The sequence below is a fragment of the Klebsiella ornithinolytica NBRC 105727 = ATCC 31898 genome (assembly GCF_001598295.1).
Taxonomy (GTDB): Bacteria; Pseudomonadota; Gammaproteobacteria; order Enterobacterales; family Enterobacteriaceae; genus Klebsiella; species Klebsiella ornithinolytica.
This window is the reverse complement of sequence record NZ_BCYR01000001.1, coordinates 264,081-286,088: the sequence shown is the minus strand read 5'-3', so window position 1 is coordinate 286,088 and position 22,008 is coordinate 264,081. Positions and strand designations below refer to the sequence as shown.

Sequence of the window (22,008 nt, the reverse complement as noted above, 5' to 3'; positions counted from 1 at the left end):
TGGACGCCAGGGGATTAACCCTCAATAAATGAAGGAATACAATTTTGGCAGGAAGTAGTCTTTTAACGCTGTTGGATGATATCGCCACCTTGCTTGACGATATCTCCGTGATGGGGAAACTGGCAGCGAAAAAAACGGCCGGCGTACTGGGAGACGATCTCTCTCTCAATGCTCAGCAGGTGACGGGCGTACGGGCCAATCGTGAGCTCCCCGTTGTCTGGGGCGTTGCAAAGGGATCGTTGGTCAATAAAGTGATTTTAGTGCCGTTGGCCTTACTGATCAGCGCGTTTATTCCCTGGGCGATTACGCCATTGCTGATGCTGGGCGGCGCATTCCTGTGCTACGAAGGCGTTGAGAAAGTGCTGCACAGTCTGCAGGCGCGCAAACACAAGGAAGATCCGCAGGCCCGTCAGCAGCGTCTGGAAGCGCTGGCGCAGCAAGATCCGCAGGCCTTTGAACGCGATAAAGTGAAAGGGGCGATACGCACAGACTTTATTCTGTCCGCTGAAATCGTGGCCATTACGCTGGGAATCGTGGCCGATGCGCCGCTGCTCAATCAGATTCTGATTCTCTCCGGGATTGCCATCCTGGTGACCGTTGGCGTGTACGGTCTGGTCGGCATTATCGTGAAGCTGGATGATATGGGCTACTGGCTGGTGAAGAAGAGCAGCGCGCTGGCGCGCTGGGTCGGTAACGGGTTACTGGCGGTTGCGCCGCGCCTGATGAAGCTGCTCTCCATCGTCGGGACACTGGCGATGTTTCTGGTCGGCGGCGGCATTATCGTACACGGCATCGCGCCGCTTCATCATGCGGTTGAACAGTGGGCTGGTGAACAGTCCGCCCTCATCGCCTCACTGCTGCCGACCGGCGTCCACCTGGTGCTGGGCTTTATCGTCGGTGCGGTAGTGCTGGCGGGCGTGAAGGTTATCAGCGGCTTTCGCGCTACGGCAGAGTAAAATCGCCCGGCGATTATGCAAAATTGCTCAGCTTCGTCTATGGTGAAACGGTTTCTCCCAGATGACGGACTAAAAAATGGTATTGTTGGTCAGTGATGAAGTGAGGCGAAAAAGCGGAGGGCCGCGCATGGTTGTGACGGGCTTCGCCAGCGGAATGGTCGAGTGTCGTTGGTACGACGGTTATGTCGTAAAACGCGAGGCGTTTCGTGAAGATGAGTTAGTGCGTGGGGAAGGGCAGCGACAGAAGAGTGCCTGACCCCTATAGCGCCCGGCAAAAGCCGGGCGCTTTGTCGTTATGCTGCTTAGTTAACCAACAGGGAGCGTTGATGACGTTTGTTGCTTTGATTGTACTGCGAGAGAACAATGGATAAACCACTGTGGGTAAGAAAACTTCGCCGCGTTTCTCGCCCGGGACATGTGGTTAATTATTGTTTTGTCGCAGTACTCTTTTTTTCTACGCTCCTGATCTGGCGCGAAGTGATGGTGTTGGAAGGGGCCTACGTCACAAACCAGCGCAACAATCTTGAAAACGTCGCCGATGAACTGGACAGTCTGCTGCTGTTCAACATCGACAGAATGGTGTTTTTTCGCAACGGGATGCAGTCGGCGCTGGAAACGCCGCTGGATTTTGAGATTTTGCGTAATGCAGAACAGGAATACATGAGCAAACGCCATGAACCGATCTGGTCCGTGGCGTTACATAACCGGCGTACTCTGCCGGTGTATGGCGTTTCCGATGACTTTGTCGACAGTCAGAGCTCGCTCTCGCGCAACGATGCCCTGACCGGTAATGAGCTGATGGCGGTTCTGGAGCTGGGGTATCTCCTGCGTCTGGTCGAGAATAACCGCGGATTTAACGAACGCATGCTGTACATTTCGCGCAGCGGTTTTTTTACCAGCACCACGTTGCCAAAAAACGCGGTACAGGCCCAGACGTTATATACCCATGCGATCGCCGCCCCGTGGTTTACCCGGCAATCGCAGCGCAATAATCCCGGTCGCGGCGTGTTCTGGCAGACCGTTCTCGATGAGCATGCGCAAAACGACGATCCGGTAGTGACGGCCTCCATTCCCCTTGATTTCCGACATGACTGGCTCGGGGTGCTGTCGATGGATTTTTCGGTGCGAGAGATGAAAGCGTTTCTGGTCAGCGCCATTAAGGGGGGCCAGGAGGGGGAATATCAGCTGTATGATAGTCGGCTTAACCTGATTGCATCCTCGGCGTCGGGGAATGTACTGACCCTGTTGTCCGCCCGTGAACAGGCGATGCTTAGCTACGCGTTTTTGCATCAAAACCAGGGGGGGATTCGTTTATTAACGCGCTATATCAGCTGGCAGAAATTAAACAACTTTGATGGCGTGCTGCTGAGGATCCATACGCTGCAGGAAGGCGTGCGCGGTGCTTTCGGGACCATTACTATTGCGCTGACGCTGATGTGGCTACTCTTTACGCTGATGCTGATCATCTCCTGGCTGGTGATTCTGCGGATGGTGCGTAATATGAGTGTTTTGCAAAAGTCGCTGGAGTGGCAGGCCTGGCATGACGCGTTAACCCGCCTGTTGAATCGCGGGGCCTTATTTGAAAGGGCAATCGCTACCACCAGAATGTGCGAGCGGACGGGGCGGCCGATCTCGGTGATCCAGCTCGATCTCGATTACTTTAAGAAGGTGAATGACCAGCACGGGCACCAGGCGGGCGACCGGGTACTGTCGCTGGTTGCCAGTACCATCGCGAGCAATATCCGTGAAGGCGATCTGGCTGGCCGCGTCGGCGGTGAAGAGTTCTGTGTTGTGATGCCTGACACCACCTTACAGGTGGCAACAGCCATCGCCGAACGTATCCGCATCCGCATTTACAGCCGTGAAATTCTGCTCTGCAACGACACCAGTTTGCGGATCAGTGCTTCACTGGGGGTCAGCAGCAGCGATGATTGTGCCGGATTTAATTTTGAAAACCTGCAGTCAACGGCCGATCACCGGCTCTACCTCGCCAAACAAAATGGACGCAACCAGGTCTGCTTTAACGATTTGCCGTCGTGCGCTGGTTTGCGGAAATGAGATTTATCTTAAAAAACACCCGTGACCAATGCGCGATCGGAGAAAAAAGAACGCAACAAACCCTTGCGCCATCAGCATTCTGGGAGAGTGACAGAAAGTTCATCCCATTTCTCAATTATTTTCTTCATGAATAGCTCTTGTCATGCAAAATAATTGAGGATAATGTTTTCCCGCAACGGATATCCCGGTGTAACGAATTTTCAAGTGCTTCTTGCATTAGCAAGTTTCATCCCGACTCCTGCGAGTCGGGATTTTTTTCACCTGTACCTAGCGGTTGATCTCCGTGACGCTAAAGTCATGAATATCGAGTTCAAACGCTTCCGCTAGTTCGCACCAGGTGTGATAGTCGCGGCCATCAACGCTGACGTGATGCGGATCGTCGCGCGAACGCCGTATCTCGCTCTCGCTGATTTCATTAATCGCCGCCAGCAGGGCATCAACATCGACATTCACCCCGCGACTTCCCGCATATCCACTATCTTTGGCGGTTTTCATCATGGCTACCTCGCTTGGCTCAGATCGTGCCTGTTTAAGTATAGGCAAAAAATCACCGGATGGTCGGCGCGGCATAGGGGCCGTCGTAATGGCGGATGGTCGATAAAAACGCACTCACCGGGCAGGGCGCTGCACAGCGGGCAGTTTTGTTCTACACTGGCTCAAAAATAGAGGAGATAAGTTATGCAGGTGAACGATCGTGTCACGGTGAAGACCGACGGTGGCCCACGTCGATCGGGTGTAGTTCTGGCAATAGAGTCGTTTAGTGAAGGGACAATGTATCTGGTTTCGCTGGAAGACTACCCGCTGGGGATCTGGTTTTTTAACGAAGCAGGGCACCCGGACGGGATCTTTGTTGAGAGAGAAGATTAGTTCGTAAGGCATCTGAACTGGCGGAGAGCACCGCCAGTTTTGCCTGCGCCTGGTTCAGCGCAGGTTAACGTGTATTCCGCTGGTAATGTTTTCCGCCAGGCGTACGATATGGTAAATCACCTGTTTATTGTGGGTCTGAATTTTCTTTTTAATATTTCCTTTATGCGACGAAACCGTCTTTGCCTTGATGTTCATCTGGCTTGAAATCTGCGCTGTACCATAGCCCGCCATCCACATTTGCAACATATTCGATTCGGTACGACTGAGCGACAGTGTCGGTATATTGATACGGGCGCTGCTGTAGTTATCGTATTTAAGGCGATTACCCAGAATTTCATCAAGGTCTTTTGGCGTCAGCGATTTGGAGCTAATAAGTAAATTCTTGCGCACCAGCAGATAGCGATCGAAATGAATGTTAGCTAACGACATAAAGATAACAAATAACGTCCCAGGGTGCTGGGTAATGATATGCCGGATAAGCTGATTGCTGTCCGGATGATGAATAAAGCAATCTTCATTGATAAATACCACTGCCGGATGCATGAATTCACAGGCCTCTTTCAGGCATTCCACAGAATGTACTTCACTAATGTCGCGCTTTTTTATTCCCCGGCTTGTCAGATACCCGGACAATCCCAGCCGGGTATAGCTACACAAATCCATGATAATCGTTGACATGACCCATCCTCAATCAACACGTAACGATAATTTATCCCTCGCCGACAAGCGCGATGAAATCCATTTAAGTGGGTAATAAAAACCCGGTTCAGCACAGGAACCATCAGAGAGTCTAAACTATTCCGTAATATTGCCCATAATTTGCCAGGAATACTCCCAAAGTAATGTGTGGCCCGGGTTATGTGAGGGAATTAAAAGCAAAATTGCCTCTTTTCCAGAGAGCGTGGGCCACAAATAATAAATATTTTTAGGATTTTCCTTATGTTGATTGCGTAAATAGCCAGCGCTTTGTCATCGGCCCTTCATGATCGTTATTAATTAATAATGCGGCGGTCGGCTGCATTTTTTCCTGGAGCGACGGTGGCGTTTTGCGTACGGTCATGTTGGCAAGTTTGACGCCGGTCAACGGCAGGGGTGGCGGGCTTAACGCTTTAATGCCACAATACTTTTTTATCGGTTTGTGGGATGGATGATGAAAAAGTTAGTGATTGTCGGTGCGCTGTTGATGCTGGCCGGGTGTGTCCAGGTTGATAATTACGATACCGTCGTTAAAGCGCCAGCGCCCGCCGGGTTAGAGGGATACTGGCAGTCAAAAGGCCCGCAGAGCGAAATGATGAGCCCGGACGCGATTGCCAGCCTGATTGTGACGAAAAATGGCGACACCCTGGATTGTCGTCAGTGGCAGCGCGTCATCGCCACGCCGGGTAAATTAATGCTGCGTGACGAGCAGGTCTATAACGTCACCTCCAGACTCGATGTTTATCCTGTTGAGCGCTCTGGTAATACGCTGCAATACGATCGCATGACCCTGACTCGCGTTGACCGCCTGACCGCCGAGTGCGAGCAGGCGTGGAAAAAAGCCGCGGCAGGGAAAAGCGTGAACTAATGCAGGTGCGGGCTGAGGCAACGTTCAGCCCGCGAGCTTCCAACGACTACAGCACCTCCTCAATGACCCAAACGCTGACGCTTCCGCCGTTGCAGGTAAAAGTGCCGCAGCCTTCGTCGTCGGTTTCTACCACCTCCTGGCGATTGCCCAGAAAATCTTTCCAGCGCTTATTGCCATAGTTGGCGCCCAGCGGCAGCTGCTTCTCTCCCTCATCGCCGTTAGACAATACAACGACGCATCCCGGATCTTCATCGGTGCCGCTGCGGCTGAACGCAATGCAGTTGGGATGATCGAACCACAGCGTCTGGACGCCGTGGGCAAAACGCTGGCGGGCATCAATCAGTTCATGCAGTTGCTCAATAACCGGCATCTCAATGGCATAGGTCTGGCCATCACCACCGGTATCTTCATAGCTGGCGCCGAAGAGGTCGGCATAAAAAACCGAGGGGACGCCGTTTTCGCGCAGCAGAATGAGCGCATAGGCCAGCGGTTTGAACCACGGTTCGACGGGGGCCTCCAGTGCCTGCAAGGGTTGAGTGTCATGGTTGGTCACCAGCGTAACGGCATGAAACGGGTCGCTTTCAACCAGCGTGCCGCTAAAAATCTGGCTCATATCGTAGTCGCGCCCCTGACGTGACGCCTCGTGAAACTTCATCTGCAAAGGGGCGTCAAACAGCATCGTTTTACCGTCGACGCGCTCAATATATTGCTGGAGCTTATCAACTTCATGCGACCAGTACTCCGCCACGATAAACAACGGCTTTGTCGCCACTTCCTGGACGTGGTCAATCCACGCTTTATAAAACCATGCGGGAATATGTTTAACCGCATCGAGACGAAAACCGTCGCAGCCGGTTTGCTCCATAACCCAGCGGGCCCAGTACTTCAGTTCTTCGGCGACCGCATGATTGCGGAAATCAATATTCTCGCCCATCAGGTAATCGAAATTACCCATCTCATCATCGACCTGATCGCTCCAGCCTTCGCCGGTATAATCGTTAACAATTTTAAAAACGCCGTCCTCGTCGGGATTCTCGATGTGATCGACGCCGCTGAAACATTTGTAGTCCCAGATAAACTGAGAGTACTGCCCGTCCCGGACCGGGAAGGTGTAGCGTGTCCAGGCTTCGCACTCGATAATCTCCTCCGCGATTTGCGTCCGGTCCTGCTCATCGACGCGCTGCACGCGAATATGCTCTTTCTCATCTGCGCCCATCTTGTGGTTGACCACCACATCAAGCAGCACCGCAATATCGTGCTGGTGAAGGGCCGCAATGGCGGCAAGGAGCTGGGCTTTATCACCATATTTCGTGGCAATGGAGCCTTTTTGGTCGAACTCGCCGAGGTCAAACAGATCGTAGCTGTCGTAGCCGACGGAGTAACCGCCGGACGCCCCTTTGTAAGCCGGCGGTAGCCAAATCATGTTAATGCCAATTTCATTCAGGTTCGGGGCCAGGGCTTCGACTTCGCGCCACAACTCGCCGCCGGCGGGGTAATACCAGTGAAAGCACTGCAGTAACGTGGGGTTTTTCATCTTCCATGCTCCAGACGTCATCAAGCTGACCTTTGCAGTATGAGATATCTCCAGCAAATCCGATCAATTTTGGCTCTCTTTTCGCTATGTCTTAAATCGCTGCATATATAATATTTCGGAATAAGATGTAGCGTATAGGTGTTGGTGAGCGAAACTAAACGCCTTACACTACTGGAAAATATCACTTATCAGGGGCATCTATGAAATTAGCACTTCTGGGTCGTCAGGCGCTGATGGGCGCGATGGCTGTAGTTTTAATGGCCGGCGTCAGCGCAAAATCGTTTGCTGCGGAAAATCTGCTCGGGCAGATTAAAGAGCGCGGGACGCTGCGCGTAGGCCTGGAAGGGACCTATCCGCCGTTCAGCTATCAGGGCGACGACGGAAAGCTGACCGGTTTCGAGGTTGATTTTGCTAATGAACTGGCGAAACATCTGGGCGTGAAGGCCGATCTGAAACCGACCAAATGGGACGGCATGCTGGCTTCCCTCGATTCTAAACGTATTGACGTGGTGATTAACCAGGTCACCATTTCCGACCAGCGCAAGCAAAAGTATGACTTCTCTACCCCCTATACGGTGTCGGGTATCCAGGCGCTGGTGAAAAAAGGCAATGAAGGCATTATCAAAACCGCAGCGGACCTGAAAGGTAAAAAAGTCGGCGTCGGTCTGGGGACCAACTACGAAGAGTGGCTGCGCCAGAACGTCCAGGGCGTAGATATTCGTACCTATGATGATGACCCGACTAAATATCAGGATCTGCGCGTGGGCCGTATTGACGCGATTCTGGTCGATCGCCTGGCGGCGCTGGATCTGGTGAAGAAAACCGGCAATACCCTGGCGGTGACCGGCGAAGCGTTCTCCCGTCAGGAGTCTGGCGTGGCGTTGCGTAAAGGCAACGAAGACCTGCTGAAAGCGGTTGATGGCGCGATTGCAGATATGCAGAAAGATGGCAGCCTGAAAGCGCTGTCGGAAAAATGGTTTGGCGCTGACGTGACGATGTAACGGCGGGCGGTGAAAAAAGGCGCTATTGATAGCGCCTTTTTTTATTTCGTACGCCAGTGTGTGCATAATAAAGATAACTCAGTCAGGAGGTACCATGTCACTGCAAAATTTAACGCGCTTCCCGCGCCTGGAATTGATTGGCGCGCCGACGCCGCTGGAATATCTACCGCGCTTGTCCGATCATCTGGGCCGCGAGATTTTTATAAAACGTGACGACGTGACCCCGCTGGCGATGGGCGGCAATAAGCTGCGTAAGCTGGAGTTCCTGGCGGCAGATGCGCTGCGTGATGGTGCGGATACGTTAATCACCGCCGGCGCGATTCAGTCGAACCACGTTCGTCAAACGGCGGCGGTGGCCGCGAAACTGGGTCTGCACTGTGTGGCGCTGTTGGAAAACCCTATTGGCACTCGCGCCGAGAACTACCTGACCAACGGTAACCGCCTGCTGCTGGATCTGTTTAATACTCAGGTTGAGATGTGCGATGCGCTGACCCAACCCGATGTTCAGCTGGAGGAGCTGGCAACCCGCATTGAAGCGCAGGGCTATCGGCCCTATGTCATTCCGGTGGGGGGCTCAAATGCGCTTGGCGCGCTGGGCTATGTGGAAAGCGCCCTCGAAATCGCTCAGCAGTGCGAAGGCGCCGTGGAACTCTCTTCCGTGGTGGTCGCCTCCGGGAGCGCGGGTACTCATGCCGGACTGGCCGTAGGACTGGAACAGCTTATGCCAGGGGCTGAGCTGATTGGCGTCACCGTATCACGCAAGGTGGCGGATCAGTTGCCGAAAGTCGTTGCGCTTCAGCAGGCGGTGGCGAACAGTCTGGAGCTCCAGGCCAATGCGGAGATTAAGCTGTGGGATGACTATTTTGCGCCGGGATATGGCACGCCGAACGACGAAGGAATGGAAGCCGTGAAGCTGCTGGCGCAGCTGGAAGGCATTCTGTTGGATCCGGTTTATACCGGCAAAGCGATGGCCGGGTTGATTGACGGCATTAATCAGAAGCGCTTTAAGGATGAAGGGCCGATTTTATTTATCCACACGGGTGGAGCGCCGGCGCTGTTTGCCTATCATCCCCATATCTAAAGCAGAACATACAGAATGCAAGAGAGTATCCAACTGGTTATCGATTCCGCGCCTTATCTGCTGAAAGGCGCGGTGTTTACTTTACAGCTGAGCATCGGCGGTATGTTCTTTGGCCTGGTGCTGGGCTTTATCCTCGCTTTGATGCGGATGTCGCCTCTGTGGCCGGTGAAATGGCTGGCGAGAATGTATATCTCCATCTTCCGCGGTACCCCGCTGATTGCCCAGCTGTTTATGATCTATTATGGTCTGCCGCAGTTTGGTATTGAGCTCGACCCGATCCCGGCGGCGATGATTGGCCTGTCGCTTAACACCGCGGCCTACGCGGCGGAAACGCTGCGGGCGGCGATCGCCTCGATTGACAAAGGGCAGTGGGAAGCGGCGGCCAGTATCGGTATGACGCCGTGGCAAACCCTGCGCCGGGCGATTTTGCCGCAGGCTGCGCGCGTGGCGCTGCCGCCGCTCTCCAATAGTTTTATCAGCCTGGTAAAAGATACCTCGCTGGCGGCCACCATTCAGGTTCCGGAACTGTTCCGTCAGGCGCAGCTGATTACCTCGCGCACCCTGGAGGTATTTACTATGTATCTGGCCGCATCGCTGATTTACTGGGTGATGGCGACGGTGCTGTCCTCGTTGCAGAACTATTTTGAAAACCAGCTGAATCGCCAGGAGCGTGATCCAAAATGAGTGCCATTGAAGTCAAAAACCTGGTGAAAAAATTCCACGGCCAGACGGTACTGCACGGTATCGACCTCAATGTCCAGGAGGGGGAAGTGGTGGCGATCATCGGCCCCAGCGGCTCCGGTAAAACGACGCTGCTGCGCAGTATTAACCTGCTGGAACAGCCGGAAAGCGGGACCATCCGGGTGGGCGATGTGACCATTGATACCGCGCGCAGTTTCAGCCAGCAAAAAGGGTTGATTCGCCGCCTGCGCCAGCATGTGGGTTTCGTGTTCCAGAGCTTTAACCTGTTCCCGCATCGTACGGTACTGGAAAACATCATTGAGGGGCCGGTTATCGTCAAGGGTGAGGATAAAAACGAATCCATTGTTCGCGCCCGGGAACTGCTGGCAAAAGTGGGGCTGAACGGTAAAGAAAACAGCTATCCCCGCCGTCTGTCCGGCGGCCAGCAGCAGCGTGTGGCCATCGCGCGTGCGCTGGCGATGCGCCCGGATGTGATTCTGTTTGATGAGCCGACATCGGCTCTCGATCCTGAGCTGGTTGGCGAGGTGCTGAACACCATTCGCCAGCTGGCGCAGGAGAAGCGCACGATGGTGATTGTGACTCATGAAATGAGCTTTGCCCGCGATGTCGCGGACCGCGCTATTTTTATGGACCAGGGGCGTATCGTCGAACAGGGTGAGGCGAAAGCGCTGTTTGCTAACCCGCAGCAGCCGCGCACCCGCCAGTTCCTTGAAAAATTTCTGATGCAGTAATTTTTACCAGCTCGCGGCGGCCGTCCCCAGCGGCGAGGGCGGCCGCGACCAGACCACCGGTGTTCCCGCCAGCTGTAACGGAAAGCGCAGACGCTCACCCAGGCCGAAAGCTGACCACTCCAGCGCCGGCTGGAAATCGCCCCGCTGCGGTTCACGAAAAGAGAGGGGGCTTTCTGGCGTGGGATATTGCATTAAGCATGCCGCCACCCGAGCCAGCGACAGGCGCGCGCGGTAACCCTCACCGCAGGTCGCACGACGATAAAGACCTTTGAGTACCGCGGCAGCCATTAAATAACCGGTGGCATGATCCAGGGCCTGAACCGGCAGAGGCACCGGTTTATCCGCCAGGCGCCACTGTTGACCGGCTGCGGCAATGCCGCAGGCCATCTGCACCAGACTGTCAAAACCGCGGCGGTTACGCCACGGACCGCTCCATCCCCAGGCATTCAGCGACACATCGACCAGCCCTGGTCTGAGTCGAGCCCGCGTTTCGCTATCGAATCCCAGGGTGTCCAGCGCATCGGCACGGTAGCCGTGTACGATAACATCAGCCTGAGAGAGCAAATCTATTAAACGTTGCTTATCGATTGCTGTTTTAATATTCAGTCGTGCGCAGCGCTTGCCGGGCGTGATTTCCTCCTCGAGCGTCGGCTCATACCAGTCTGGCGGATCGATCCGCAGCACCTGCGCACCGAGGCCGGCGAGCAGACGGGTGGCCACCGGTCCGGCAATAATCCGCGTCAGATCGAGAACCCGAATGCCGAGCAGCGGCCTGCTGCGAGATAAACGCCAGTCGACGGGGGAGCCAGACGGTAACGGTGTTTCGATCAGCAGCGGTTCCTGACTGACCGCCATGCCCTGCGGGTGCGCCTGCCATTGTCGGGCGCTGCGCATTGCCGCCGCACAACCGCCTGCTTCGACGACCGCTTGTTCAAGCGCCTCAGCCTGCCACTGACTAACCGCGGACGCCAGAGAAGCCCGGGAGTCATGTTCACCTAAAACGCGCGCCATGGCACGACGGTGGTGATGTGCGTTGGTATGCAAACGGATCCAGCCTTCCTCAGTCGGGTAGTCGCCGGCCAGGGGATCCCAAAGCGACTGGGGCGGCCGGTTTACAGGATACAGGCTATGATTAAACCAGTAAGACGCGAGGCGCCGGTCGACCCGGATGGGCGAGGGAGAGCCTGATAGTTGTGCCAGTTGACCGCCCGCGACGGCAATAGAAGCTGAGGCAAAATCGGTGACGGCAAAGCAGGAACGCAACGCCCCCGTCTGGGTAAATTCGACTTCCGGGGCCGGGTGGGAACTAAAGGCCTGCCATAGCCGGGAATATATCGTGTTTAGCGATAATGGATCCGACATACTTTTCTCCGGTAACGGGTGAGGAGCGCCAGTCATGGCCTAATAAGTGCGATGCATACGATATTTTATACATATAAATAAGATTTATGTGTTAGTTTTCTGTATTTCTAATAATGATTATTACTCAGGAGTTATTTGGTCGGTTATGAGGGACATTGATTTTTTCAGCTGGCGGCGGGAAATGCTGCAACAATTTCAGTCAATCGCGACGGGAGGGGAAGTTTATAATCTCCTGCAACAACAAACGGAAGGGCTGGAATATGACTATTTTGCGCTTTGCGTACGCCACCCCGTGCCTTTTACCCGGCCCAGGATTACGCTGCAATCGACCTACCCGCAGGCGTGGATGACACACTACCAGGCTGAGAATTATTTTGCTATCGATCCGGTATTGCGTCCCGAAAACTTTCTCCGTGGCCATCTGCCGTGGGATGACAGACTCTTCCGCGATACGCCGGAATTGTGGGATGGCGCGCGGGATCACGGGTTGAACAAGGGGGTTACCCAGTGTCTGACCTTGCCTAATCATGCTCAGGGGTTTTTGTCCGTTTCCAGCCGCAGCCGCAGCGCAGGGCCGTTTCATGAAGACGAGCAGGAGATGCGCTTAAGAACGCTGACCGAGCTGAGCCTGCTGACGTTACTGCGGCTGGAAGATGCGATGGTCATGCCGCCGGAAATGAAGTTTAGTCGTCGTGAACTGGAAATATTGAAATGGACTGCGGAGGGAAAAACATCGGCTGAAGTGGCGATTATTCTCTCTATCTCAGAAAATACCGTTAATTTCCATCAAAAAAATATGCAACGAAAATTCAATGCGCCAAATAAAACGCAAATCGCCTGTTATGCGGTGGCGACCGGTTTAATTTGAGCAGGTAGGGTGTTCTGCGTGTCAGACGTGGGGACCGGCTGTGCTGAACTCACAGCCGGTTGACTGTTACTGGCGGTAAGCTTGTTTAATTTGCTTAACGGTGCTGGAGAATACGGCAGCCTGAGCCTCATCTTCCATCTGCGTGATCTGTTTTTCCATTTTAATAATCACCCGACCCGCATCCGCCTGGCCCATTGCCTGGAGCATCAGCGTCAGCAGCGTTTTCAGGCAGGTCACTTCCTGCGCCAGTTCTTGATTATTTTCTGCAGTGGAAAAATCTGGAGTGCTCATCGATATCCTCGTTTGCTATCGGCGCTTTTGCGCAATACTAAATGTTAAGGCGGCGCAGTATACCACAAGCGACGGGAAAAAAAGGAGCGCGTAATTTGTGTCCTCTCATCAGAGGTGTAGGCGCATTAATTGCCTGAATAATACGTAATCTGCCCGCGCATCGCAGGTTAATTTTTGCGGTAGTGTGTTTTCATCGTTAATTATTGTTACATATTTTGTTTCGTATTTTACCCTGCGGTATCGCGGCGCCCTGCGGGTGTTTTTGTAGGGCAAATGTTAAAAATGAAGCGTAATACAACTTACTGTTATCTATAAGTTTCCACTTGCTGTGCAGACAAATTGACATATCCGGGGAAGAAACTTTCCGTAGGGCATTTTTTTGCCTTTTAAAGTGACGAGAAAACCCGGTAATATGTATGAGATAAGCTATCCGTAGCGTTATCCCTAATTCTGGAGATTATTCCTTTGATCAACGTCCTTCTTGTTGATGACCACGAGCTAGTGCGCGCAGGGATACGACGCATTCTGGAAGATATAAAAGGGATTAAAGTTGTCGGTGAGTCCTGCTGCGGCGAGGATGCGGTGAAATGGTGCCGCGCCAATTCCGTTGATGTTGTTCTGATGGACATGAACATGCCTGGAATGGGTGGCCTGGAAGCCACGCGCAAGATTGCGCGTTCCATTGTCGATACCAAAGTGATTATGCTCACCGTGCATACCGAAAATCCGCTGCCGGCAAAAGTGATGCAGGCTGGTGCCGCAGGTTATCTGAGTAAAGGTGCTGCGCCTCAGGAAGTGGTGAATGCCATTCGCTGCGTAGCGTCCGGCCAGCGTTATATTGCTTCCGATATCGCCCAGCAAATGGCGCTTAGCCAGATTGAGCCGGAAAAGACAGAATCGCCTTTTGCCAGTTTGTCTGAACGCGAATTGCAGATTATGCTGATGATCACCAAGGGTCAGAAGGTGAATGAGATCTCAGAGCAGCTAAATCTGAGTCCCAAAACCGTGAACAGCTATCGCTACCGGATGTTCAGTAAATTAAACATCCACGGTGACGTCGAGTTGACCCACCTGGCCATTCGACATGGTCTGTGCAATGCGGAGTCGTTAGCAAGTCAGTGAGTGATGTTTTTGACGCAAAAGCTTTCCTGAAAACGGTAACCAGCCAGCCGGGCGTCTATCGCATGTATGATGCTGGCGGCACCGTCATCTATGTTGGCAAAGCAAAAGATCTGAAAAAAAGGCTGAGCAGCTATTTTCGGAGCAACCTGGCTTCGCGTAAAACCGAAGCGCTGGTGGCGCTGATTGCGCAAATCGACGTGACCGTAACCCATACGGAAACGGAAGCGCTGCTGCTGGAGCACAACTACATCAAGCTGTATCAGCCGCGTTATAACGTGCTGCTGCGTGATGACAAATCCTACCCCTTCATTTTCCTTAGCGGTGATACCCACCCGCGCCTGGCAATGCACCGCGGGGCGAAACACGCCAGGGGCGAGTATTTCGGTCCTTTCCCGAATGGTTATGCGGTTCGCGAGACGCTTGCACTGCTACAAAAAATTTTCCCTGTGCGTCAGTGCGAGAACAGCGTGTACCGTAACCGGTCGCGTCCTTGCCTGCAGTATCAAATTGGCCGCTGCCTGGGACCCTGTGTGTCAGGCCTGGTGAGTGAAGAGGAGTACGCGCAGCAGGTTGAATATGTGCGGCTGTTCCTCGCGGGTAAGGATGATCAGGTGCTGACGCAGCTCATTGCCCGGATGGAGAAGGCCAGCCAGGCGCTGGAGTTTGAAGAAGCGGCGCGCATTCGCGATCAGATTCAGGCCGTACGCCGGGTGACCGAGAAACAGTTCGTCTCGAATACCGGGGATGACCTCGACGTTATTGGCGTCGCCTTTGATGCGGGCATGGCCTGCGTCCACGTTCTGTTTATTCGTCAGGGCAAGGTTCTCGGTAGCCGCAGCTATTTTCCGAAAGTGCCCGGCGGTACGGAGCTTGGCGAAGTGGTGGAGACGTTTGTCGGCCAGTTCTATCTGCAGGGCAGCCAGATGCGTACCCTGCCGGGAGAGATTCTGCTCGATTTTAATCTTGGCGATAAAACCTTGCTGGCGGATTCCCTCTCTGAACTGGCGGGGCGCCGGGTGAACGTCCAGACGAAACCGCGCGGCGACCGGGCCCGCTATCTGAAGCTGGCACGTACCAATGCGGCCACGGCGCTCACCACGAAACTTTCCCAACAGTCGACGATCCATCAACGTTTGCAGGCCCTGGCTACCGTACTGAAACTGCCGGCCGTTAAACGTATGGAATGCTTTGATATCAGCCATACTATGGGTGAACAGACGGTGGCTTCCTGCGTGGTGTTCGACAGTAACGGGCCACTGCGTGCCGAGTATCGACGTTACAATATTACCGGCATTACCCCGGGCGATGATTATGCGGCGATGAACCAGGTTCTGCGCCGCCGCTATGGTAAGGCAATAGAAGTGAACAAGATTCCTGACGTTATCCTGATAGACGGCGGTAAAGGGCAGCTTGGGCAGGCGAAAAGCGTCTTTGCCGGGCTGGATGTGCCCTGGGATAAACAGCATCCTCTCTTATTGGGGGTGGCAAAAGGTAGCGATCGTAAAGCCGGGCTGGAAACGTTATTCTTCGAACCAGAAGGCGAAGGGTTTAACCTGCCGCCTGATTCGCCTGCGCTGCACGTTATTCAGCACATTCGCGATGAATCCCACGATCATGCCATTGCCGGGCATCGTAAAAAACGGGCAAAAGTGAAAAGCACCAGTTCACTGGAGACTATCGAAGGGGTAGGGCCGAAACGCCGCCAGATGCTGCTGAAGTATATGGGCGGATTGCAAGGGTTACAGCAAGCCAGCGTCGAGGAGATAGCCAAAGTACCGGGTATATCTCACGGTCTGGCAGAAAAGATCTTCTACTCGTTGAAACATTAGGGGCTCTGTAGCAACATAGGGCTAATTTTTACTTCTAACAGATAGTTACCTGTCACTATGCAATTTAATATCCCTACATTGCTTACTCTGTTTCGCGTCATCCTGATACCGTTCTTTGTGCTGGCGTTTTATCTGCCTTTCGTCTGGGCCCCTTTTGCCTGCGCCCTGATCTTTTTTGTCGCTGCCGTTACCGACTGGTTTGATGGTTATCTGGCCCGCCGCTGGAATCAGAGCACCCGTTTCGGCGCTTTTCTGGACCCGGTTGCCGATAAGGTGATGGTGGCGATTGCAATGGTGCTGGTGGTTGAGCACTATCACACCTGGTGGGTAACCCTGCCGGCCGCGACCATGATTGCCCGTGAAATTATTATTTCTGCGCTGCGTGAGTGGATGGCCGAACTGGGCAAACGCAGCAGCGTGGCGGTCTCCTGGATCGGGAAAGTGAAAACAACCGCGCAGATGACGGCACTGGTGTGGATGCTGTGGCGACCAAACGCCTGGGTAGAGTGGGCCGGAATCGCCCTGTTCCTCGTGGCAGCGGTGCTGACGCTGTGGTCTATGCTGCAGTATTTGAACGCCGCACGCGGAGATTTGCTTGATCAGTGATCGTTTCGCCGCAAATTTCAGCAAACGACACAAGGATTTAAAAAATATCGTTGACTCATTTCGCCAGGTAAGTAGAATGCAACGCATCGAACGGCAGCACAGCTTGCCAGACGATAACAAAATCAAGTGATTAGCAAATTTGCTTGATAATGCGGGAATAGCTCAGTTGGTAGAGCACGACCTTGCCAAGGTCGGGGTCGCGAGTTCGAGTCTCGTTTCCCGCTCCAGATTAAAAACATCGGCAGATGCGGGTGTTTAAGTATTAAGGCGCGTTAGCAAAGCGGTTATGTAGCGGATTGCAAATCCGTCTAGTCCGGTTCGACTCCGGAACGCGCCTCCAATTTACATCCCGAGCCCGGATGGTGGAATCGGTAGACACAAGGGATTTAAAATCCCTCGGCGTTCGCGCTGTGCGGGTTCAAGTCCCGCTCCGGGTACCATGGGAAGATATAGTAAAAGCCTATCTGGTCAATAGGTTAGGCGCTAGTGATAGCGCAAATGCTCACGGTTTACTGCGGTTAAAATACTCATCCATGTGCAAATATGTGCAAGAGGTTTTAATCGATGGCAAACGTACAAGTTTTATCCAGAAAAACCGGGAAAGTATATCGTGTGCAATTCATGCGAAATGGTTCCCGCGTATCAAAGGTCTTCTCTCGTAAAAGAGAGGCTGAGTCATTCCTTGCGCAAATTACGGTAAGTGATGATTTAGCTGATTGTCTTACGTCTACAGCACTCACAAACACAACCCTTTCCCAAGCAATAAAAGAATATCTATCGCAACATACCGGGCGAGATACGTCCGTTACTACTCGTTTATCATGGTGGGCTAGAGAGCTGGGTGATAAGCCGGTTGGTAAAGTTACCCGTCAGAACATCAAAGCCGCGCTTGCTCGTATGGAAGCAACAGGCAAAAAGCCCGCAACCCTGAACCGCTATAAGGCTGCCCTTAGTGCGGTTTTTGCTTATTTCAATGATCTGCACGATGTTAAGCTGAACCCTTGCAGGGAAATACGCCAACTCAAAGAAAGCAATGGAAGAACCCGCTTCCTGTCCCAAGAAGAACTAACCCTATTGCTAGAGACTGCAAAGCAAAGCAAGTGGGAACGTATGCACCTGCTTATCCACGCTGCTGTATCTACTGGCGCACGTCGCTCTGAACTGCTGGGCCTCAAGTGGTCTGACATTGATTTTGCTGCCAGAACCGCCCATGTTGCTTTAACTAAGAATGGCGATGCTCGGGTACTTACTCTTACTGATGGCCTTATCACGGAATTATCAGCCTTCCGCGAGGTTGGCCATGGTTATGTGTTCCCGCACCTATCAAGTCTAACCGGCGCCTTCCAGAATTTTGATAAGTACTGGTTTACTGCATTAGAAGCCGCAGAAATTCATGATTTCCGCTTTCATGATTTACGCCATACATGTGCATCAATGCTGGCTATGAATGGGGCTAGTTTGCTTGAAATTGGGCAAATACTCGGGCACAAAAGCCCATCTATGACAATGCGCTACAGCCATTTATGCACCACGCATAAAGCAAAGTTAACCGATCGTGTGTTTGGGAATATGATGTAACCCTGATAAAGGCTAGGAATAGCTAGCCAGAAAAAAGCCAAAAGAAAACCCCAGCACCGCGTCAACGGTCTGAGGTCGTGATCCACCAATGAGGAAAGCATTGATGAATACCACAAGTCTATCCGCTTTACAGGCCGCTCAGCAAGCAGCAAAGACCGCTTTGACACTCTATCGCGCAGGATTTCAACACCAGGCTGAATCAGTCTGGCGCTCTGCTATGTCTATTATTCAGGGGAAATGAATATGGATAATTCTAATCATTTACATGAACGGTTTATGACAGTTGAAGGTTTTGAGTTTGATTTTGAAAGCATAGCAATAGCAATTACTAGTACTGACGGTAGTTCTATTTCAGCGGAGCATAAGCAGTCGATGATAGATTCTTTTTTGGTCCATTATCATGTAGAAGAAAGCAGCCAAAATGTAACGCTAGCCCTAATTCGCTACTTTCTTTTAACTCGTAGGCCGCTTTTACCTGAGATGATGGATATTCTTAGCGGCGGAATAACTGAACACCTTAAAGGTGGGAAGCCGTGGGGAAGGCCAAATATAAAAGGTAAAACTGATTTTTATCAGTTAGCGCTAGTTTGGGCGATAGATAGAAAATTCCCACATCACAGACACGAGATTGGAGCAGAGCTTGATGTATCTGCTGGAGCAATTAAGAAGCAGATTGAAGCGGCAAGGAAATCATATGCTGCAACCCTATGGGCTGACAGGCTCGTATTGTTCTTACCGGATAATTTCGTTGAAACCCTCCCCTTACTGGATAATCTTGAGCTTAGAGATCAATTCATAACCAGGTCAGGGGCGACAATTATTTAGCACTAATTTAGTCACCACAAAAGTAAGTATCCGCGAAATCGGAGGGTGACGCATATCTGAGACTTGAGATTGGGGTAGGTAATTTACCAATTTTCGGAAACTACCTTTGTGGCTCATTTTGTTTTGCTCTAATTAGTTCGACCAAGACCGCAGTAGACCAGAGCAGACCAAAAAGGGCATAGATAATGGAAAACATCACGTTAATTGACTTAATGCAGGATTTGAAAAACTGGCAAGCTATGAGCGACGTCCCAGAGACGTACCCACAGTTTAAGTACCCAACATTGAAAACATTGTTCTGGCAATCGGATAAGCATCCGGGCCTGAGTCGTTGTACTCGTATTATTGGGAAAAAGCGTTATATCAATATCCCTTTGTTCAGTCTCTATCTCGCTGGGCAATTACCTGAACAACAAACGACGACGGATAAATAATGCAACGGCAACCCGCGCCGTATAACGATTTAATAAAAGTTGTGTGCAAATCCGTGTGTAAAAGACAAAAAAAAGCCCCAAAGCAATAAGCAATAGGGCATTTAAAAATAGAATTTACAAAAGGACTATAACAAATGGTTCAGAGAAACGTAAGTGATATTACCTCTAAAGCTAAAGGACAATGGCGACCAATTCTTGAAGGTTATGGCTGCCAATTACCCTCTAGCCGTCATCATGGCCCGTGTCCGGTATGTGGTGGTAAAGACCGCTTCAGATTCGATGACAAAGACGGGCGCGGAACATGGTTTTGTAATCAGTGTGGCGCTGGAGATGGTCTAAACCTAGTCGCTAAGTTCACCGGGAAGTCACTCAAACACGCTGCTAATGATGTTGCCGCTATCCTCGGCTTAACTGGCAACAAGGCAACTGCAACACAAGCACCTACGGTGCAGGCTAGCCAGGAAAATGAATCTGCCCATGAAATCCGCAAGGCTGGATTAGCTGCGGAGCTGGCTGACAGAATGACACGGGAGAGTCTCAGTGTTAGTTGTGAGAACATCCCTTATCTGGCTAGCAAGGGGTTTAAAGGTTTTGCCGTTAAGGTATTGCGAGAAAATTACCTGCACGCGTTACCACGTTATAAAGGCATATATCGATACCTCGAAGGTACATTGCTGGTGCCGCTAATGGACGTGACCGGCTTTATCCACACGGCTGAACTCATCAGTAAAAGCGGTAAATATGCGATTGCAGGCGGTCGTAAAAAAGAATGTTTCGCACTTATTGAGCCTAAGCAAGGCGATTGGCAAGAATCCAAAATAGTAGCCATTGCTGAAGGATACGCCACTGGATTAAGCGTTAGGGAGCTATCAAGCAACAATCTGACTGTGTTCTGTGGAATGAGTAAGAATGGACTTATGGGGGCTGCTCTAGCTGCTCAAATTCTATTCCCGGACGCCGAAATAGTCATAACTGGCGACAATAGCGCACACAGAGAGAGTGAAGCAGCCGCAGCCGCTGTGAATGGTCGCTGTTCATTCCCCCCTGCACAATACGATGACTGGGACGACTATCGTCAGGCTAAAGCAGGGGAGGCGCGCTAATGAGCCGTGAACCAATAATAGCCACAGAGACCACTATCCCAGCCTCAATACAGGCAGAGATCAACAGGGTACGAGCTAGTGCAGTTCGAAGCCGCCAATACCCGGAGGTATTACACAATGATGCTCCACCGTTTGAGCACGAACATATTAAACTGATGGAAATGCCAGGTATTGGCGGCGATGTGTTGAGAATGATTGAGGACACTGCATATCGCTCACTGCCAAAAGCCGCGGCTGCCGCAACACTTAATTTACTGGCATTGGTTGCCGGGTTAGGTAGAGTTAATAGTATTGCCGGGGGTAAATTAAATGTAATTACATTTGTGATTGCACCATCAGCAGCAGGTAAAGAGCATCCTCAGCAATTTGTAAAACTAATCGCAGGTAAGATGCATATAGCGCACCACATAATTGGCGCCCCACGCAGCGATAAAGACATGATACTGAACTTACTTGATGCCGATAGTGTTCAAGTCTGTAATTACTCAGTTGATGAGGCTCACACGTTCTTAGACAGTATGGCAAGCAAGAGCGCCAGTCAGTACACTCAGGCTATAGAGGGCGTAATGCTAGCGCTTTCTACAACTGACAATTATGTGCTATCAGGCACAATTCGACGCGAGGTCAAGTCGCAGTATGACGCCGACCTATCCCGTGCATATAAATCTAAAGATGCAATAGATAAATCCACGGCTGTAGATAGAGAAGATCGCTTACAAAACGTCGACGCCAAAATAGTCAAACTTGAGTCGGCGATAAATATGGTCGAATCTGGGATTCCGCGTCCATTGTGTAATTTTCAGATGAGCAGTACGCCTGCCAAGATGGATGGTGCAATAAACGAGGGAAATATTGAGAGTGGATTAATCGGTCGTTCATTGGTATTCCGTTGCTCTGATGACAGGGCCGAACTCAAAGAGATCGTAAAAACGGTATCACTCGCACAGTTAACTCCAATTATTAATTCCTTAGCAAATGTAATGAACCGCCATGATAAGGAAACTCAAGCCACTGAGGAATCTCGCGCTATGTTGGATAGTGTGCGGCGTTGGGCTGAGGATAATCACCGTAGAAATGACCCACTGATGGGTGCGTTATTTGCGAGATTATATGAGCGTGTATGCAGCGTATCCAGCTTGCTGGCGGCCGAGACGGGTATGATTCAACCTGAGCATGTTCTATATGGTTTCTCTCTTGTTATGTGGTCAATGCATGACATTAAAAGCATGATGGCACTATCTGATGCGGAAAACGTCGGAGAGAGTATTGAGATTCGATTAATGCAGTGTGTAAAAGGTGTTGGCGTGCCATATGCAGCTCTGCGACGTGAAGTTATGCGAACAAAGGTACTTGCTAGGTTGGATAAGAGAGACCCCAGAATTTACAACGATGCGTTGGATCGCTGCATTAATGATGGTCGACTTGTCGAGAGAGACCGTCGAGTTTACCCAAGCTAAACACGAAAAGGAGCCTAACGGCTCTTTTTTTTGCTAGCC

At 51.8% G+C, this 22,008-nt stretch carries 23 protein-coding genes and 3 tRNA genes; 21 read left to right on the top strand and 5 right to left on the bottom strand.

Going from position 1 to position 22,008, the window contains the following annotated elements:
• Positions 1–44 precede the first annotated feature (44 nt).
• The 3 genes from ROR01S_RS01365 to dgcQ all read left to right on the top strand — a co-directional run bounded on the left by ROR01S_RS01365 (position 45) and on the right by dgcQ (position 3,014).
• Complete coding sequence (locus ROR01S_RS01365) at positions 45–956, top strand: DUF808 domain-containing protein (protein ID WP_004864193.1); 912 nt, start codon at positions 45–47, stop codon at positions 954–956.
• Positions 957–1,032: 76 nt separating this feature from the next.
• On the top strand, positions 1,033–1,212 hold the full coding sequence (locus ROR01S_RS01360; RefSeq protein ID WP_015583987.1) for a YodC family protein: 180 nt from the start codon (positions 1,033–1,035) through the stop codon (positions 1,210–1,212).
• A gap of 107 nt (positions 1,213–1,319) precedes the next feature.
• Entirely contained in the window at positions 1,320–3,014 is a 1,695-nt protein-coding gene (gene dgcQ / locus ROR01S_RS01355) for a cellulose biosynthesis regulator diguanylate cyclase DgcQ (RefSeq protein ID WP_064359020.1), read from the top strand.
• A 267-nt stretch (positions 3,015–3,281) separates the two neighbouring features.
• On the opposite strand, the gene yodD is transcribed toward dgcQ, so the two are convergent.
• The gene (yodD, locus tag ROR01S_RS01350; RefSeq protein WP_015583989.1) at positions 3,282–3,509 is read right to left on the bottom strand and encodes a YodD family peroxide/acid resistance protein; all 228 of its coding nucleotides are present in this window, start codon (positions 3,507–3,509) and stop codon (positions 3,282–3,284) included.
• A gap of 183 nt (positions 3,510–3,692) precedes the next feature.
• Between yodD and dsrB the strand changes: the two genes are divergently transcribed.
• Positions 3,693–3,881 carry a protein DsrB gene (gene dsrB / locus ROR01S_RS01345; protein ID WP_004864183.1) on the top strand — a complete coding sequence of 63 codons (189 nt, stop codon included), beginning with the start codon at positions 3,693–3,695 and terminating at the stop codon, positions 3,879–3,881.
• Between the two features lie 54 nt (positions 3,882–3,935).
• Here dsrB and rcsA read toward each other — a convergent pair whose 3' ends face one another.
• Entirely contained in the window at positions 3,936–4,559 is a 624-nt protein-coding gene (gene rcsA / locus ROR01S_RS01340; protein WP_004864179.1) for a transcriptional regulator RcsA, read from the bottom strand.
• A 469-nt stretch (positions 4,560–5,028) separates the two neighbouring features.
• Here rcsA and yedD point away from each other — a divergent pair, with 469 nt between their 5' ends.
• Positions 5,029–5,445 carry a lipoprotein YedD gene (yedD, locus tag ROR01S_RS01335; RefSeq protein ID WP_160873412.1) on the top strand — a complete coding sequence of 139 codons (417 nt, stop codon included), beginning with the start codon at positions 5,029–5,031 and terminating at the stop codon, positions 5,443–5,445.
• A 46-nt stretch (positions 5,446–5,491) separates the two neighbouring features.
• On the opposite strand, the gene amyA is transcribed toward yedD, so the two are convergent.
• The gene (gene amyA / locus ROR01S_RS01330) at positions 5,492–6,979 is read right to left on the bottom strand and encodes an alpha-amylase (protein WP_004864174.1); all 1,488 of its coding nucleotides are present in this window, start codon (positions 6,977–6,979) and stop codon (positions 5,492–5,494) included.
• Positions 6,980–7,179: 200 nt separating this feature from the next.
• Between amyA and tcyJ the strand changes: the two genes are divergently transcribed.
• The 4 genes from tcyJ to tcyN all read left to right on the top strand — a co-directional run bounded on the left by tcyJ (position 7,180) and on the right by tcyN (position 10,494).
• Complete coding sequence (tcyJ, locus tag ROR01S_RS01325) at positions 7,180–7,980, top strand: cystine ABC transporter substrate-binding protein (protein WP_004864171.1); 801 nt, start codon at positions 7,180–7,182, stop codon at positions 7,978–7,980.
• A 94-nt stretch (positions 7,981–8,074) separates the two neighbouring features.
• Complete coding sequence (gene dcyD / locus ROR01S_RS01320; protein WP_064359019.1) at positions 8,075–9,061, top strand: D-cysteine desulfhydrase; 987 nt, start codon at positions 8,075–8,077, stop codon at positions 9,059–9,061.
• Positions 9,062–9,076: 15 nt separating this feature from the next.
• Entirely contained in the window at positions 9,077–9,745 is a 669-nt protein-coding gene (gene tcyL / locus ROR01S_RS01315; RefSeq protein WP_004864166.1) for a cystine ABC transporter permease, read from the top strand.
• Positions 9,742–10,494 (top strand): L-cystine ABC transporter ATP-binding protein TcyN, encoded by a 753-nt coding sequence (gene tcyN / locus ROR01S_RS01310; protein WP_004864162.1) that lies wholly within the window; start codon positions 9,742–9,744, stop codon positions 10,492–10,494. Before tcyL ends, tcyN begins: the two co-directional genes overlap by 4 nt.
• A gap of 3 nt (positions 10,495–10,497) precedes the next feature.
• Here tcyN and ROR01S_RS01305 read toward each other — a convergent pair whose 3' ends face one another.
• Positions 10,498–11,856: a CoA transferase gene (locus ROR01S_RS01305; RefSeq protein WP_064359018.1), complete on the bottom strand. Its 1,359-nt coding sequence runs from the start codon at positions 11,854–11,856 to the stop codon at positions 10,498–10,500.
• A 145-nt stretch (positions 11,857–12,001) separates the two neighbouring features.
• Between ROR01S_RS01305 and sdiA the strand changes: the two genes are divergently transcribed.
• Entirely contained in the window at positions 12,002–12,724 is a 723-nt protein-coding gene (gene sdiA, locus ROR01S_RS01300; RefSeq protein WP_064359017.1) for a quorum-sensing transcriptional regulator SdiA, read from the top strand.
• A 66-nt stretch (positions 12,725–12,790) separates the two neighbouring features.
• On the opposite strand, the gene ROR01S_RS01295 is transcribed toward sdiA, so the two are convergent.
• Positions 12,791–13,015: a DUF2594 family protein gene (locus ROR01S_RS01295; protein ID WP_004864152.1), complete on the bottom strand. Its 225-nt coding sequence runs from the start codon at positions 13,013–13,015 to the stop codon at positions 12,791–12,793.
• Positions 13,016–13,480: 465 nt separating this feature from the next.
• On the opposite strand from ROR01S_RS01295, the gene uvrY reads away from it, so the two are divergent.
• The 11 genes from uvrY to ROR01S_RS01235 all read left to right on the top strand — a co-directional run bounded on the left by uvrY (position 13,481) and on the right by ROR01S_RS01235 (position 21,969).
• Positions 13,481–14,137: a UvrY/SirA/GacA family response regulator transcription factor gene (gene uvrY, locus ROR01S_RS01290; RefSeq protein WP_004864149.1), complete on the top strand. Its 657-nt coding sequence runs from the start codon at positions 13,481–13,483 to the stop codon at positions 14,135–14,137.
• Positions 14,134–15,966 carry an excinuclease ABC subunit UvrC gene (gene uvrC, locus ROR01S_RS01285; protein WP_064359016.1) on the top strand — a complete coding sequence of 611 codons (1,833 nt, stop codon included), beginning with the start codon at positions 14,134–14,136 and terminating at the stop codon, positions 15,964–15,966. The genes uvrY and uvrC overlap by 4 nt, the downstream gene beginning before the upstream one ends.
• A gap of 57 nt (positions 15,967–16,023) precedes the next feature.
• Positions 16,024–16,572 carry a CDP-diacylglycerol--glycerol-3-phosphate 3-phosphatidyltransferase gene (gene pgsA, locus ROR01S_RS01280; protein ID WP_004864143.1) on the top strand — a complete coding sequence of 183 codons (549 nt, stop codon included), beginning with the start codon at positions 16,024–16,026 and terminating at the stop codon, positions 16,570–16,572.
• 151 nt (positions 16,573–16,723) lie between these two features.
• Positions 16,724–16,799: transfer RNA gene (locus tag ROR01S_RS01275), tRNA-Gly, on the top strand.
• Positions 16,800–16,838: 39 nt separating this feature from the next.
• Positions 16,839–16,912 (top strand) — tRNA-Cys (locus ROR01S_RS01270).
• A 13-nt stretch (positions 16,913–16,925) separates the two neighbouring features.
• Positions 16,926–17,012: transfer RNA gene (locus ROR01S_RS01265), tRNA-Leu, on the top strand.
• A gap of 124 nt (positions 17,013–17,136) precedes the next feature.
• A complete protein-coding gene (locus tag ROR01S_RS01260; protein WP_064359015.1) occupies positions 17,137–18,150 on the top strand; it encodes a tyrosine-type recombinase/integrase in 1,014 nt (337 codons plus the stop codon).
• Between the two features lie 237 nt (positions 18,151–18,387).
• Positions 18,388–18,975, top strand: a complete 588-nt coding sequence (locus ROR01S_RS01255; RefSeq protein WP_162268826.1) for a hypothetical protein — start codon at positions 18,388–18,390, stop codon at positions 18,973–18,975.
• Positions 18,976–19,160: 185 nt separating this feature from the next.
• Entirely contained in the window at positions 19,161–19,409 is a 249-nt protein-coding gene (locus ROR01S_RS01250; RefSeq protein ID WP_064359013.1) for a hypothetical protein, read from the top strand.
• 134 nt (positions 19,410–19,543) lie between these two features.
• Positions 19,544–20,512: a primase-helicase zinc-binding domain-containing protein gene (locus ROR01S_RS01240; RefSeq protein WP_073972266.1), complete on the top strand. Its 969-nt coding sequence runs from the start codon at positions 19,544–19,546 to the stop codon at positions 20,510–20,512.
• Entirely contained in the window at positions 20,512–21,969 is a 1,458-nt protein-coding gene (locus tag ROR01S_RS01235) for a hypothetical protein (protein ID WP_064359010.1), read from the top strand. Before ROR01S_RS01240 ends, ROR01S_RS01235 begins: the two co-directional genes overlap by 1 nt.
• Positions 21,970–22,008: the final 39 nt, after the last annotated feature.